We start from the raw sequence: 14,324 nt of genomic DNA, 5'->3' as shown, positions 1-14,324 counted from the left end.
TCTACAACCACCACCTGCCCCAGCAGGCCCTGAACGCCCAGACCCCGGCGCAGGCCCTGCAGAGCTGGTACAACTCTCATCCTGAGCTCTTTCATCGAAAACCAACTAATCGGCCGGGACGTGACAGTTAATTAGAAGTAATCAAGGAGGTCGAGATGCGTTTACCACGTCTTCGCATGCCCACCCTGACGCTGTCGATCCGGGCCCGGCTGCTGTGGGTGCTGACGTCCACCGCCGTCATGGTGCTGGTGCTCGGCGCCAGCGGCTGGTGGCTGCTCGATCAGGCCAATCGGCGCATGACCGACATCTACGCCAACCGTATCGAGCCGATGGTGGCCCTGCAGCACCTGGCCGACGAATACCAGGCGGGCGTGGCCGGCGCCGTGCGCAAGGTGCAGACCGGTGACAGCGAGTGGCCGGACGCGCGGCAGGAGGCGAGCGTGGCGCTGAACGAAATCCGCACTACCTGGGAGCAGTACGTGAAGCGCCCCAAGACCACCAAGGAGGAAGCCGATCTGGCGGCCGACGTCGATCGCGTGCTGGCCACGGCCAACGCGTCGATCGAGGATCTGCTGCGCATTTTGGACAGCGAGAACTACGGCGATCTGGACAACTACGCGCGCAGCCGCCTGCCGGCAGAGGTTCTGCCGGCGGTCGAGGCGCTGGGTACGCTGGTCGATTTCGAGCGCGAGCAGGCGTCGCAGCTGTACCAGCGCGACAGCCGCATCCATGCCACCGCCAACAAGATCACGCTGGTGTTGACGGCGGTGGGCGCCATGGTCGCCATGCTCGGCATGGTGACCACCATCCGCGGCGTGTCGCTGCCGCTCACGCGCATCACCGCGGCCATGCGGGCGGTGGCCGACGGCGATCTGGACGCGCCGGTGGCGGGACTCGGCCGGCGCGACGAGATCGGCGCGCTCGCCGCAGCGCTCGAGGTGTTCAAGGACAACCGCCGCCGAGCGCTGGCGCTGCAGGCGCAGCAAGACGAGGAAAACGCCCGTCGCCAGCAGCGGCAGGACACCATCGAGCGCTACATCGCCCAGTTCGATGCCACCCTCAGCCAGGCGCTCGACACGCTCAACAGCTCCGCCACCGAGCTGCGCGCCACCGCGCAGAGCATGACGCACACCGCAGAGGTGACCGACCAGCGCGCGGCGGTGGTGGCCAGCGCCTCGCAGCAGGCCACCGCCAACGTGCAGACGCTGGCGTCGGCCGCCGAGCAGCTGTCCGCCTCCATCGCCGAAATCGGCCGGCACGGCGCGCATTCGGCGCAAATCGCCCTGCGCGCGCTGCAGACCGCCGAGCAGACCAACACCCAGGTGCAGAGCCTGGCCGATGCCGCCCAGCGCATCGGCGACGTGGTCACCCTGATCAACGACATCGCCGCCCAGACCAACCTGCTGGCGCTGAATGCCACCATCGAGGCGGCGCGCGCCGGCGATGCCGGCAAGGGCTTTGCGGTGGTGGCCTCGGAGGTCAAATCGCTGGCCAACCAGACCGCCCGGGCGACCGAGGAGGTGGCGGCGCAGATCGCCGCCATCCAGGGCGCCACGCAGCAGGCGATCGCCGCCATCCAGGGCATCGGCAGCACCATCCGCGAGATCAACGACACCGCCGACGTGATCGCGCTGCAGGTGCGTGAGCAGGGCAGTGCCACGCAGGAAATCGCGCAGAACATCGCCCAGACCGCGGCCGGCACTCAGGAAGTCACACGCAACATCGCCGAGGTGAGCGAGGGCGCCGCCGAAACCGGCTCGGCCGCCGGTCAGGTGCTCAGCGCCGCCGACGAGCTGGCCCGCCAGGGCGTCCTGCTGCGCGAAGAAGTGAACCGCTTCCTGGCCGACCTGCGGGCGGCCTGAGCCGCGTCGGTTTTGTGAATGCCGCCCGGCCCAGTGTTGGAGTGTTGGACGGTCGGGTGGTTTGGTACCGGAGTCCACGCCATGCAAGCCTTGGTCATCGATGACTCGCGCGTGATGCGCAAGCTGCTCGGCAGCCTGTTGTCTCAGTTGGGTTTCGAGGTCGGCGAGGCCACCGACGGGGCGGACGGCCTGCAGCGGCTCGCTGCCGGACCGCTGCCGGATGTGGTGTTGGTGGACTGGAACATGCCGAACATGAACGGTCTCGACCTGATCCGCGCGCTGCGCGGGCGGCGCGACTGGGACCCGGTGCGCGTCCTGATGGTCAGTTCCGAGACCAGTCCCGCCCAGATCGGCGAAGCGCTGGCGGCCGGCGCCGACGAGTACCTGATGAAACCGTTCACCGCCGACAGCCTGCGCGCGAAGCTGGAGATGCTCGGCCTGGCGGCGGTGTGACCATGCCGCCCAAGCGCATCCTGGTCGTCGACGACTCGGCGCTGATGCGCCGCCTGGTGTCGCGGGCGCTGGACGGGCAGCCCGATTTCGTGGTCGACGGCACGGCCGGGGACGGCGAGGCGGCGCTCGCCGCCATCGAGCGCCGCGTGCCGGACCTGGTCACGCTGGACGTGGAGATGCCGTGCATGGACGGCCTGGCCACGCTCACGCACATTCGTCAGAGCTGGCCGCGGCTGCCGGTCATCATGTGCTCCTCGCTCACCGCGCGCGGCGCCGCGGTGACGCTGGATGCGCTGACGCGCGGCGCCAGCGACTACGTCACCAAGCCGAGCTCGGCCACCAGCCTGGATGCCAACCTGAAGGCGTTCGGCGACGAGCTGGCGCGCAAAATTCGCGCCCTGCTGCGTCTTGGCGAGCCCGGCCAAACCGCCGTGCCGGCCGCGGCGCCGGTGCCGCCGCGCCCGGCGCGCGCCGGGCGGCATCGCCCCCGCCTGCTGGCGATCGGCGCCTCCACCGGTGGGCCGAACGCGCTGGCCGAGGTGCTGCGGTACCTGCCGGCCGACCTGCCGGTGCCGGTGGTGATCGCCCAGCACATGCCGCCGGTGTTCACGCGCCTGCTGGCCGAACGGCTGAGCGGCATTTGCAGGCTGCCGGTGCGCGAGGGCAGCGAAGGCACTCCGCTGCGGCCCGGCGCGGTGTGGCTGGCGCCCGGCGATCACCACATGCTGATCGGCAGCCGCAACGGCCAACCGGAGCTACACCTCGACCAGGGGCCGCCGGTCAATTTCTGCCGTCCGGCGGTGGACCCGCTGCTGCAGTCGGCCGCCGACTGCTACGGCGGCGACGTGCTGGCGCTGATCCTGACCGGCATGGGACGTGACGGGCAACAGGGCTGCCGCCGGCTGCACGCGCTGGGCGCCAGCATTTATGCCCAGGACGAGGCCAGTTCGGTGGTGTGGGGCATGCCAGGGGCAGTGGTGCAGGCGGGACTCGCCCAGCGCGTGCTGCCGCTGGCGGACATCGGCCCCGCCATCGTGGCGAGACTGACCTCGGCCGCCGGGGAGGTGGACCGTCATGTCGGCTAACGCGGCGGAATTCGGCTTCATCCGGCGTTTTCTGTACGAAAAATCGGCCATCCAGGTGGGCGCCGACAAGGACTACCTGATCGAGTCGCGCCTGACGCCGGTATTGCGCAAGCACGGCCTGACCGACTTCGGCGGGTTGGTGCGCCGCCTGCGCGCCAACGGCAGCGATGCGCTGTCGGTGGACGTGCTGGACGCGATGACCACCAACGAGACCTATTTTTTTCGCGAGCCGGCCGTGTTCGACCAGCTGGTGCGGGAGGTGCTGCCGAACCTGATGTCGACCCGCGCCGCCAGCCGTCGCCTGCATATCTGGAGCGCGGCGTGTTCCACCGGCCAGGAGCCGTACAGCCTGGTCATGCACATGCGTGAGCGACTGCCGCAACTGCGCGACTGGCAGGTGCAGGTGCTGGCCAGCGACGTCTCGCCGAGCTGTCTGGCCCAGGCCCGGGCCGGCGTGTACCGGCAGCTCGAAGTCAATCGCGGTCTGCCGGCGCCCTACCTGCTCAAATACTTCGTGCGTCGCGGCCTCGACTACGTGCTGAAGGACGAAATCAGAAACGCCGTCGAGTTCAGGGCCCTAAACCTGGCCGGAAACTGGCCGATAGACATCAGGCCGGATTTGGTGCTGATGCGAAACGTTCTGATCTATTTCGATCTGGCGACCAAGACGGCGATCCTCGGCAAGGTGCGCAAGGTGCTGGCCGGCGACGGCTACCTGGTGCTCGGTGCCGCCGAGACCACCCTGAACATAGACCCGGCCTTCGAGCGCGTCACGCAGGGCGTATACCGCCTGCGCAATGCGGCCACCAACAGCAGAAAAGGAAGCAGCCGATGACCATCAGCAAGACGGATTTGGAAAGCCTGACGCGCGACATCTGGGCCACGATGGTCGGCCTCGACCTGGTCGATGCGGTCATGGCCGCCGGCCCGGAGCCGGGCATCAGCAGCCAGGTCGAGATTCAGGGCGACACCGAACTGGCGCTGCGCATCGACTGCAGCCTGGAGCTGGCGCGCAAAGTGGCCGCGCGGCTGTTCGAGATGCCCGAGGACGAGGTCGACATCGAGCTGGTGCTGGATGCCATGGGCGAGATGGCCAACATCCTCGGCGGCAACGTCAAGGGCCTGTGGCCGGGCGCCATCAAGCTGTCGTTGCCGCTGTCGTGGGAGTCCGGCAAGGACGACCCCGGCGATCTGAGCTGGACCGTGGCGCAGGGCTACGACTGCGCCGACGGCCAAATGCTGGTGCGGGTCGGCGAGAATACCGATGCAGAATCTCCAACCACGGGCGGGCAGTGACCCGTTGCCCGGTGGTGTTTCATTTGCTTGCGCAGGGTGACGGGCATGAAAATTTTGATAGTGGACGACAGCAAGGCCATGCGCATGATCGTGCGCCGGACGTTGCGCCAGGCCGGCTTCGGCCAGCACGAGGTGGATGAGGCCGAAAACGGCGCCCAGGCGCTGGACATGATCCGCACCAGCCCGCCGGCGCTGGTGCTGTCCGACTGGAACATGCCGCAGATGTCCGGCCTCGAACTGCTGCAGGCGGTTCGCGATGAAGGGCACAAGGTCAAGCTGGGTTTCGTGACCTCGGAAACCGCCGACGAGATGCGCGCGCTCGCCGCCGAGCAGGGCGCGGCATTCCTGATCACCAAACCGTTCACCGAGGATACCTTCCGGCACGTGCTCGAGCCGCTGCTCGGGTGAGGCCGGCGCTCGTCCGTACACCGATTCGCTTGCGATCAAGGACCCTCTCATGTCGCTCAAGGCGCTACCGACCGCACAGGCCATCGCCAAGCTGATCACCTCCCTGGTCGGCAAGAACGTCACTGCCAAACCGGCCGCGGCGGCGGTCGAGCGGTTGCCCAAGGGCGGTGTGGTCGGGGTATGCGTGGATGACACGACAACCGTGGTGGCGCTCGTCGTGGCCGACGTGCCGCTGGCGGCCGCCGCCGGTGCGGCGCTGGCGATGATCCCGCCGGCGGCGGCACAGGACGCCGTGCGCGCCGGCAGCCTGCCGCCGAACATCGCCGACAACTTCCGCGAAGTGACCAACATCCTGTGTAGCGTACTGACGGCGGCTAGCGGTCGCGGCGTGCGTCTGGCCGATTTTGCCGTCGGCAGCGTGCCGCCGGCGGCCGAAGCGGTGCTCGGTGCCGGCGGTGCCCGCCTGGACCTGGAGGTCGATGTCCAGGGCTACGGCAAGGGCCAGTTGGCGATCATCTGCACCTGAGGCCGGTCCTGCCGCTCGCGCCGGGGATGCTAATCGGGATGGCAGACACCGGATCGGTGTCTTTGATGGCGGTCATGTGCTGGCTGAAACGGAACCGAACCGGGTTACGTAACGATTCTCAAACAAAGAAAATGCGCCGCCCATTCAGGGCGCCGAGCCGGGCGGTGCTTGTGTTCGCGACAGGATGCACGGCGTTGTGTCATGGCGTATGTCATTGAATCATCATTCAGACAGTGCGAGCCTGCGTCGCGCTGTGACGTTTCCAGCAAAGGGGGTGCGTATGCGGGGTCGTCGACTGGCCGCTCGGGAGCGGTGCCTGGCGCGGGTCGGCAGGCTGGCGGAGCGTCGAGATCGATGGCGACACTGACCGACCGACTGGCCGCGCTGGCGTTCGACGCCGAAGACGCGCGGCTGCTGGCCGACGGCGGCCTGCCGGCCACCGCCGCCGAGTTTCTCGCGGGCTTCTGCGCGCATCTGCGGCAGGTTGCGGCGCCGGCTGAGGACGGCCGCGCCGAGCCCATCCAACAGGAGCCGGAGGTGTACCTGGCGCGCCTGGCCGCCGGCGACCTTCGGCATCGGCTCGACCATCCCTCCGAGAGCCGGCAGGTCGCCTCAGCCGGCGCGCTGCCCGGCCCATATCTGGCGGCCTACGCTTCGTACGTGTGCAGTCTGTTGGCGGTCCTTGAGCAGACCGGTGGCAGTGCTGGGGGGTGCGCGCCGGCGTCCGTGCGGGCGCTGATGAAGCTGGCGTTTTTCGGTCTCGGGCGGATGCTGTCGGCCGGTGCGTCGGGACCGATGCCCGACGCCGGCTCGGCCGGTGCCACATCGCGGAGCCAGCCGCAGCTCGAATCGCTGGGTCGGCAGGTGGGGCTGGCGCCGGCCCGGCCGACGCCCTTGCCGGCCGGCCGGCCGGGGGTCGAAGACCTCGGCCAGCAAGATTGCCCGCCGGCGGCACCGCAGGAAAACGGGGACAGCCTGCTGCGCGCCCAGGCGGTGGCCGGCATCGGCAGCTGGCGTCTGGATATCGATCGCGACGAGCTGAGCTGGACACCGCAGGCTTATCGCATTTTTGGTCTGCCGGAAGGCGCGCCGGTGAATTACCAGACGTTTCTGGCCTGCGTGCACCCGGATGATCGCGACCGACTGGCGCAGGCCTGGCAGGCTGCCTTGGCGGGCGCCGACTACCATCTCGAGCACCGCGTGGTGGCCGGCGGTGGCGAGCGCTGGGTGGAAGAGCGGGCCGAAATCTACCGCGACTACCAGGGACGACCGCGCCAGGCGGTCGGCACGGTGCAGGACATCACCGACCGCAAGCGGGCCGCCCAGCGCATCGAGCAACTGGCGTTCTACGACGCCCTCACCGGCCTGCCCAACCGGGTGTCGTTCATGGAGCGCCTGGGGCAGGCGCTCGAGGCCGCGGACGCCAGCGCGCAGCGCCTGGCACTGCTGTACCTCGACCTGGACCGCTTCAAGGAGATCAACGATGCCGAAGGCCATGGCGCCGGCGATCGGGTATTGATCGAAGTGGCGCGGCGCCTGTTGGCCACCGTCGGCGGGCGGGCGACTGTGGCGCGGCTGTCGAGCGACGAGTTCGGCGTGCTGGTGCCGCAACGCGACGAGGCAGCCATACGCCGGATGATCGCCGCCATTCACGGCAGTTTGGCGATGAAAAGCCGCCATTACGCCCACGCGGTGCCGGCCTCCATGGGCATCGCGTTTTATCCAGACGACGCCGGGGATGCACAACAGCTGCTGATCCACGCCGAGATCGCCATGCATCAGGCCAAGGCGCGGGGGACAAAACACTATTTCTACAAAAAGCAGCTCGGTGAGGCCCAGCGCCGGCGCTACGCCTTGGCGCGGGCGCTCGAACACGCCTTGGTCAGCGACCAATTGACCTTGCACTATCAGCCACAGGTGGCCGCGCACGATGGTCGTCTGGCCGGCGTCGAGGCGCTGGCGCGCTGGCGCGACCCTCAGCACGGCTGGATCAGCCCGGCCGAGTTCATTCCGGTGGCGGAGAGCTACGGCCTCATCGGCGAACTCGGCCGCATGGCGCTACACGAGGCGGCCGCCCAGGTGGCGGCTTGGCGCGCCGCCGGCACGCCGCTGCCGGGGCGCGTCGCCGTCAACGTGTCGGCCCGCCAGCTCGAAGATGCCGGTTTCTACGAGGATACGCTGGCGATCGTGCGCGACGCCGGCGCCACGCCGGCCGACATCGAGCTCGAGCTGACCGAAACCGCCCTGATGCGTGATCCGCAGCACGCGGCGGAGCTGACCCGGGCGCTGGTCGGCGCGGGCTTCGCCATCGCGGTGGACGATTTCGGCACCGGTTATTCCTCGCTGGTGCAGCTGAAGCGGTTGGCGGTCGGCAAGCTCAAAATCGACATGTCGCTGGTGCGCGACATGCTGACCGACAAAAGCGATTGCGCCATCGTCGAGGCCATCGTGGCCATGGGACGCAGCTTGGGCGTCGTCACCGTGGCCGAGGGTGTGGAATCGGCGGCCCACGCACGCGCCCTGGGTGCGATAGGCTGTTCGTATTTTCAGGGTTACCACTTCGACCGGCCGCTGGGCGCGGTCGAGCTGCACGCCAAGTGGTTGCTACCCGCCGGGCGGTGACGTTTGCGCCGGCATGTTCCACGCGGACGCGGGCCGAAAATTTCAGAGATGGCATTTTTCGGCGCTTCCCCGGGGCGCAGCAGCGCCCGCGGCGGGGATTTGCAAGTCGCGGCGACAATAGCGGTGCCGCGGCGGGCGGGTCACGCGCCAGGCCGGAATTTTCCAGCTTTTCCGTGGAGTCTACGGCCAACATAAGGAATGCCTACTGCGGGAGACGCCCATGGCCAAACCGTTGACGATGGTGCTGATGAGCGTGGTCGCCAGTGCCTTGGCGGCCGCAGCGGCAGCCGCAGCGGCAGCCGCTGGCGCCGATACGGCGGCCGCCATCCGGCAGGCCGAGCGGCAGGCGCAGGCACGCCACGCCAGGGCGCTGCGCGAATGTGCCGGCGCTGCCAATTACACCGCCTGTGTGCGCGACGCCGACGCACAGCTCGACGCCACGCGGCGCGGGCTGGCGGCCGAGCGTCAGCGGGACGCCGTGCCGCCCGGTAGCGGCGCGCAGGACGAGCAACGCGTGCAGGGCCAGCGCCTGATTCGCGGGCTCGAGCAGGCGGCGCCACGGCCGTTGCCGCCGCCGAGTCCGGGGCAGCCGCGCGTGCCGGGCCAGCCGCAGGTGCCGGGTTCGCCGCCCTGAAAAAAAACGGCGGGGGAGGCTTTTCGAGGCGCGCCGCAGGCGGCCGCCAGCGCTCCCGGCCGGTTCCGACCCGCCGCACCGCTGACGCCGCAAGCACCTGGCCGGGCCGCGACGTTCAGTCATCGCGTCGCCACTGCACGCGCAGCGTGGCGTCGTCCTCGACGTAGTGGTAATCGAGATGGCCCTTGTAGGCGTGCGCGATCGCCTCACCCAGGCCGCGCGCCAGATGCGCATCGGTGGTGGTGATGAGCAGGCCATCGGCGGTTTCCTCGCGCGCCATGATGCGCTTTAGCGGGTGTTCGGCCGCCTGTCGCTGAGCGTGGTTGTCGATCAGATGCAGGATTTCGTCACGGTGCGCGGCCAAAAACGCGCCTGACAGGGTGAGGTAACCCGCCGGCACGCGGTCGTGGACACGCTGACAGGCCGGGCAGCGCAGCTCGGCGGCGTTGGCCGGGCGTGCCAGCCACTGCCAGCGGCCGTCGTGCCAGACCGCGCCGCAGTCGCTGCATACGCTGGGCTCGGCCGGCTTCTGGCGCGCCACGTAAGGATCGTGTATCTGCTGAAACCCGCCTCGGTCGTGGCGGCCGTGATGGGGCAGGTTGGGGCTTTTGTGAGGTCCGGTCATGGTTGGGCTCCACGGCGAGGGAACAGTGCCGGCTGGCACGCACGTCAGACAGAGGCCGAAAAACCCCATCCGTGGAATTTTTCAGCCCGCTGCGGCGCCGATCGAATCGGCATTCCCAACCTAGCGCCCAACCCGGTGAGCCGCGCTGACCGCACTCAACCGCCGGGTGCCGGTCAGCCGATGGGGCTGGCGGCGCAGGCGGCGGCGCCCAGCAAGCCGACGCGCGGCTCGGTGATGGCGCGCAGCGGCACCTGCTGCAACAGGTCGGCCATGCGTCCCTTGGCGCGAAAGGCGTCCAGAAAAGCCGCGCTGCCGAACAGCGGCAGGTTTTTTTGCACCACCCCGCCGGCCAGATAAAGCCCGCCAAACGGCAGGCAGGTGAGGGCCAGATTGCCGGCGAATGCGCCGCCGAGGCGCGCGAACAGCTGCATGGCCTCGCCGGCGCGCGCCTCGGCGGCGGCGGCACGTGCGCTCACGCTGGCGGCATCGACGGCCGGTCCGCCCAGAAATTCGTACACCAGCGCCAGTCCCGGACCGGACACCAGCCGCTCGAAGGACACCCGCTCGGCGCCCACACGCAGTCGCGCAAACTCCCGCAGACGCGCCTGGCGGTCATCGAGAGGGGCGAAGTCGACATGTCCACCTTCGCTGGGAAACACCCGCCAGGCATCGGCTTGCGGCACGAGCAGCGCCACGCCAAGGCCGGTTCCGATGCCGATCACCGCCCGCGGGCTGTCGCCGCGCGCAGCGCCCGGCTGCAGGGTGCGGACCTGATCGGGCCCGAGCACCGCGATGCCATGGCCGACGCCGGCCAGATCGTTGATGAGCGTGACGCGGGCGATGCCGAGCGTGCGCTCGAGCCGCGCGCTGTCGAGCTGCCACGGCAGGTTGGTAATGCGCGCCTGGCTGCCGCCGCCGGGTGCCGGCTGCACCGGGCCCGCCACGGCGAAGCAGGCACGCGGCGGCGGTGGTGCGTCGCCCAGGAACTCGCGTACCGGCTCGGCCAGATCGGCATAGGCGGTGCTGTCGTAGCGCGCCTCGGCCAGCACCGTGAGCCGGCCGTCCTGCCAGCGCCCGCGCAGCAGCGCGGTCTTGGTGCCGCCGATGTCGCCCGCCAGAAGGTCCATGTGCGCTCCAGCTCGTCGCTACGGTCGTCGCCAGTGTGCACCGCCCGACGGCCGGCTGAAAAATTCCACGGACGGAATTTTTCAGCATCGGCTCGTTCAGACGTCGAAGATGCCTTTGTCGATCAGCTCGTACCAGGCCAGCAAATCCTGGCGGCCGTAGCCCTTGTCGATGGCCTGCCGGTACAGGCTCTGGATGTGGTTGCCGATCGGCAGTTTCAGGCCCACCCGCTCGGCGAGTTCCCGCACCAGCGTGATGTCCTTGCCGATCATGGTGAGGCCGTCGGTGGTGTGGTCGAACGGCGCGCGGCCGTCGAACTTCGGCTTCACCAGCACGTCCATCACCCGCGTCGGCGCAAGGCAGGTGTCCATCACCTCCAGCAGCCGCTGCGGCTCGACGCCGACCGCCCGGCCGAGCGCGACCGACTCCATCACCCCGGACAGCGTCGAGACCAGGATCAGGTTCTGGCACAGCTTGGCGGTCTGTCCGGCGCCGACGGCGCCGAGGTGAAAGATGTTCTTGCCCATCAGCTCGAACAGCGGGCGCACGCGCTCGAACAGCGCCGCGTCGCCGCCGACCATGATGCTGAGCGTGGCCGCCTGCGCGCCGCTGCCGGCGCCGCTGAGCGGAGCGTCGAGAAAGCCGATGTCGCGCCTGGCCGCATCCGCCGCCAGCTCGCCCGCCAGCAGCGGGCTGATGGTGCTGCAATCGACGATCACGCCGCCCGGCGCCATGCTGGCGATGAGCGCATCCGCCGTGGCGCGCACGACCTTCTGGCTCGGCAGACACGTGAACACGATCTGCGCCTGCCGCCCGACAGCCGCGGCGTCGGCGCAGGCTGTGAGGCCCTGCGCGGTGGCGGCGGACATCGCCTCCGGCGACGGATCGAAGCCCAGCACCCGGTAGCCGGCGCGCACGAGGTGGCCCGACATGGGCAGCCCCATGGCGCCGAGCCCGATGAAGCCGAGTACCGGGTTCATGGTCTCAGCCCTTCTTGGTCGCTTTTGGCTTTGCGGCCTTGGCCTTGGCGGCTTTCGCCTTGCCGCCGGCGAACTTCGCCGCGCCGCTCTTGTCGGCCGCCGCCTTGCGCGCGGCGGCGCTCTCGGTCAGCGCCTCCTTCATGGCGAAGTAGGCGTTGGCCGCCGCCGGGAAGCCGGCGTACACGCCCACCTGGCCGATGATCTCGACGATCTCCTGCTGCGTGAGGCCCACCTTGAGCCCGCTGCGAATGTGCACCTTCAGCTGCGGCTGCGCGGTGCCGAGCGCCGCCAGCGTGGCGATGGTGGTGATCTCCCGGTCGCGCAGCGCCAGCTGCTCGGTGCGCGCGTAGGTGTCGCCAAACGCGTAGGCCACCGTGGCCTTCGCATAGTCGGGCGCCAGCTCGTTCAGCACGCTCACCACCTCATCGGCGGCGTCCTTGTCCTCGATGGCGTGCAGCATTTCGAGCGCCTTTTTCATGCGCGGATCGTCGGTCTTGGCCATGGCTTCCCCTCCTCGTTGAGCGTTGAAGAACCGTCACGCGCCAGGGATGGCGCGGAGCCGAGCCTGGACCTGTGCCGGGCTCGGCGATCGGCAAAACGCCATGGATGGCGTTTTGCCGAAACTCATCACACTTGGTTGAAGTCGATCGGCAGGTCGAGGTGGTCGTTCAGCAGCGTGATCTTCTTGCGCGCGATGCGCCAGCGCCCGCCGTCCTGCACCAGCGTGTGGTCGTAGAAGCCGAACAACTGCGTCGTCACGCGCCGGTGGTAGGTGCTGGTGTGCCAGTGGCTGCTGACCTCGACGCGGTCCTGGTCGGCGGCCGTCACGTGCAGGTTGCTGATCACGTGACAGGTCCGCGGCAGCGGCGTCACGAACGGCGTGAGGCCCGATTCCACGCGGTACACGCGATCACCGAGCGCCGCCCGACCGGCCAGATAGAAGAACGACACGTAGCGGTCCGGATCGTCGCCGAGCGTTTCCTCGTCCACCCAGGACGGACACCAGAACAGGCAGTCGTCGGTGTACAGGTCGAGCCAGTCCTGCCAGCGCCAGCGGTCCAGGCAATCGGCCTCGCGGAACACCACCGCGGCGGCGGCCATGTGCAGTTCGGGCGTGACCATCAGCCGATCTCCCCGGCCGCGAGCGCGCGGCGCTGGCCGTCCTTCATCAGGCGCAGCCACTGCCGGTAGTTGGCGTGGAACAGCGTCTCGTCGGACATGTTCAGCGGCCCCGCGCTGCTGGTCTCGGGCTCGATGCCGATCTCGCGCGCGTACTCGTTGCCGCCGCGCACCATGGCGCCCATGCCCCGCCCGTGGCCGTGCAGCCAGTCCACCGCGCGCGCCTGCAGGCCCTGCTGGCAGTTGCGGTAGGCGCCCACGTCGTCCGGCGTGCCGGTGGAGCTGATGTTGAAGAAATCCTCGTACTGGCGCAGGCGCAGGCGGCGCGCCGCGGGCGGCTCGCCCACCGGCACCCAGCAGTAGATTTCCATCTCGGTCCGGTCGGTCGCCAGCGGGCGCAGCACGCGAAACTGGCCGATCACGGCGTTGTCCGTGCACTGCACGTTCGGGAAGATGGTCAGGTTGCGACCGTACTGCAACAGCCACTTGGCCCGCCCGGCGCCCAGGCGCGCCACAAGCTGCTCGCGCTGCGGCCACAGCGGGCGAAACTCCGGGGCCGGGTTCTCGGTGAAGAACAGCGCGTGGCCGTTCTTGAGGCCGAAGCTGCCGGTCTTGAGGTTCACGCCGAACATGGCCTCGATGTCCGGCCCCTTGTAGGCCGCCCCGGCGCGCGCGATGCGCCGGCGGGTGATCTCGATGAAGCCCTTGTGGGCGATGTTCAGGTGGTAGCCGTCCAGGCAGTTCTCGACCTGCAGCTTCCAGTTGCCGGGAAAGCTGTAGCTGGCGTTGCCGCGCACCAGTTCCATGCCGTCCGGCGCCTGCTCGACCAGCAGGTCGATGAACACCCGCGCGTCGCCCAGATGCTGCTCCAGGGGCACGACGTCGGCGTTCAGGCTGGCGAACACCCAACCGCGGTACTCGGCCAGGCGCGGCACGGCGTTCAGGTCGTGGCTGTTCGCCTCGAAGGCCGGCGTGTAGGCGGCGTCGGCGTGGTCCTTGATCGACACGCAGCGGCCGTCGCTGTCGAAGGTCCAGCCGTGATAGGTGCAGCTGTGGAACTTGCGCTTGCCAGCGCGGTTCAGGCACACCAGCGAGCCCTTGTGCGTACAGGTGTTCAGGAAGGCCCGCAGTTCCCCGGCCGCGTTGCGCGTGACCAGCACCGGCTGGCGGCCGATGTGGGTGGTGTAGAAATCGTGGGGCTGCGCAATCTGCGAGGCGTGGCACAGGAACACCCAGTTCGACTCGAAGATGTACTTCATCTCCAGCTCGAACAGGAATTCGTCGCGGAAGATGTCGCGATGGACGGCGAACACGCCCTCGTCGATGCGATCGTCGATGTAGCGGTCGAAATCGACCGGTCCTGCGGCCGGCACGGGCCGTTCCATGGGTCGGTTCATCTCCCCCTCGGCAAATGGAGCGCGCCAGCGGCCGGTCGGCGCGCCGCACGCGCAGGCGTGGCAAGCACGACCATCATGAACGGCCGTTAGGGATCGATGCTAGCACGTCCCTGCACCTTGACGGGCGTCAATCCTGGCCCGGCACAAGCGCGAACAATGGCCGCTCATCCCGGAACGGAAAGTCCCGGCCGG

General features: G+C 69.0%; 15 protein-coding genes. 9 read left to right on the top strand and 6 right to left on the bottom strand.

The features are described 5' to 3' along the window. Nucleotides 1-155: 155 nt before the first annotated feature. The 9 genes from PHC73_RS01360 to PHC73_RS01320 all read left to right on the top strand — a co-directional run bounded on the left by PHC73_RS01360 (nt 156) and on the right by PHC73_RS01320 (nt 8,886). Nucleotides 156-1,862 (top strand): methyl-accepting chemotaxis protein, encoded by a 1,707-nt coding sequence (locus PHC73_RS01360; protein WP_300123767.1) that lies wholly within the window; start codon nt 156-158, stop codon nt 1,860-1,862. 81 nt (nt 1,863-1,943) lie between these two features. After that, a complete protein-coding gene (locus tag PHC73_RS01355) occupies nt 1,944-2,315 on the top strand; it encodes a response regulator (RefSeq protein ID WP_300123766.1) in 372 nt (123 codons plus the stop codon). A gap of 2 nt (nt 2,316-2,317) precedes the next feature. After that, complete coding sequence (locus PHC73_RS01350; RefSeq protein WP_300123765.1) at nt 2,318-3,400, top strand: chemotaxis response regulator protein-glutamate methylesterase; 1,083 nt, start codon at nt 2,318-2,320, stop codon at nt 3,398-3,400. Then, the gene (locus tag PHC73_RS01345) at nt 3,390-4,235 is read left to right on the top strand and encodes a protein-glutamate O-methyltransferase CheR (protein WP_300123764.1); all 846 of its coding nucleotides are present in this window, start codon (nt 3,390-3,392) and stop codon (nt 4,233-4,235) included. Before PHC73_RS01350 ends, PHC73_RS01345 begins: the two co-directional genes overlap by 11 nt. Further along, nucleotides 4,232-4,696 carry a chemotaxis protein CheX gene (locus PHC73_RS01340; RefSeq protein WP_300123763.1) on the top strand — a complete coding sequence of 155 codons (465 nt, stop codon included), beginning with the start codon at nt 4,232-4,234 and terminating at the stop codon, nt 4,694-4,696. The genes PHC73_RS01345 and PHC73_RS01340 overlap by 4 nt, the downstream gene beginning before the upstream one ends. 45 nt (nt 4,697-4,741) lie before the next feature. Next, complete coding sequence (locus tag PHC73_RS01335; RefSeq protein ID WP_300123762.1) at nt 4,742-5,104, top strand: response regulator; 363 nt, start codon at nt 4,742-4,744, stop codon at nt 5,102-5,104. Nucleotides 5,105-5,153: 49 nt separating this feature from the next. Continuing rightward, a complete protein-coding gene (locus PHC73_RS01330) occupies nt 5,154-5,630 on the top strand; it encodes a hypothetical protein (protein ID WP_300123761.1) in 477 nt (158 codons plus the stop codon). A gap of 354 nt (nt 5,631-5,984) precedes the next feature. Next, nucleotides 5,985-8,252 carry an EAL domain-containing protein gene (locus PHC73_RS01325; RefSeq protein ID WP_300123760.1) on the top strand — a complete coding sequence of 756 codons (2,268 nt, stop codon included), beginning with the start codon at nt 5,985-5,987 and terminating at the stop codon, nt 8,250-8,252. A gap of 220 nt (nt 8,253-8,472) precedes the next feature. Next, nucleotides 8,473-8,886, top strand: coding sequence for a hypothetical protein (locus tag PHC73_RS01320; protein WP_300123759.1), 414 nt, complete (start codon nt 8,473-8,475; stop codon nt 8,884-8,886). Between the two features lie 115 nt (nt 8,887-9,001). On the opposite strand, the gene PHC73_RS01315 is transcribed toward PHC73_RS01320, so the two are convergent. From PHC73_RS01315 to PHC73_RS01290, 6 genes are all read right to left on the bottom strand, one after another. Then, nucleotides 9,002-9,511, bottom strand: coding sequence for a BCAM0308 family protein (locus tag PHC73_RS01315; protein WP_300123758.1), 510 nt, complete (start codon nt 9,509-9,511; stop codon nt 9,002-9,004). A gap of 173 nt (nt 9,512-9,684) precedes the next feature. After that, on the bottom strand, nt 9,685-10,638 hold the full coding sequence (glk, locus tag PHC73_RS01310; protein WP_300123757.1) for a glucokinase: 954 nt from the start codon (nt 10,636-10,638) through the stop codon (nt 9,685-9,687). Nucleotides 10,639-10,734: 96 nt separating this feature from the next. Further along, nucleotides 10,735-11,616 (bottom strand): NAD(P)-dependent oxidoreductase, encoded by an 882-nt coding sequence (locus PHC73_RS01305; RefSeq protein ID WP_300123756.1) that lies wholly within the window; start codon nt 11,614-11,616, stop codon nt 10,735-10,737. A 4-nt stretch (nt 11,617-11,620) separates the two neighbouring features. Beyond that, nucleotides 11,621-12,118 carry a carboxymuconolactone decarboxylase family protein gene (locus PHC73_RS01300; protein WP_300123755.1) on the bottom strand — a complete coding sequence of 166 codons (498 nt, stop codon included), beginning with the start codon at nt 12,116-12,118 and terminating at the stop codon, nt 11,621-11,623. A gap of 125 nt (nt 12,119-12,243) precedes the next feature. Next, nucleotides 12,244-12,738 (bottom strand): aromatic-ring-hydroxylating dioxygenase subunit beta, encoded by a 495-nt coding sequence (locus PHC73_RS01295; RefSeq protein WP_300123754.1) that lies wholly within the window; start codon nt 12,736-12,738, stop codon nt 12,244-12,246. Next, nucleotides 12,738-14,132: a Rieske 2Fe-2S domain-containing protein gene (locus tag PHC73_RS01290; protein ID WP_300123753.1), complete on the bottom strand. Its 1,395-nt coding sequence runs from the start codon at nt 14,130-14,132 to the stop codon at nt 12,738-12,740. Before PHC73_RS01290 ends, PHC73_RS01295 begins: the two co-directional genes overlap by 1 nt. Nucleotides 14,133-14,324: the final 192 nt, after the last annotated feature.

The sequence above is a fragment of the Immundisolibacter sp. genome, assembly GCF_028696615.1.
Taxonomy (GTDB): domain Bacteria; phylum Pseudomonadota; class Gammaproteobacteria; order Immundisolibacterales; family Immundisolibacteraceae; genus Immundisolibacter.
This window is presented reverse-complemented; position numbering and strand designations above follow the sequence as displayed.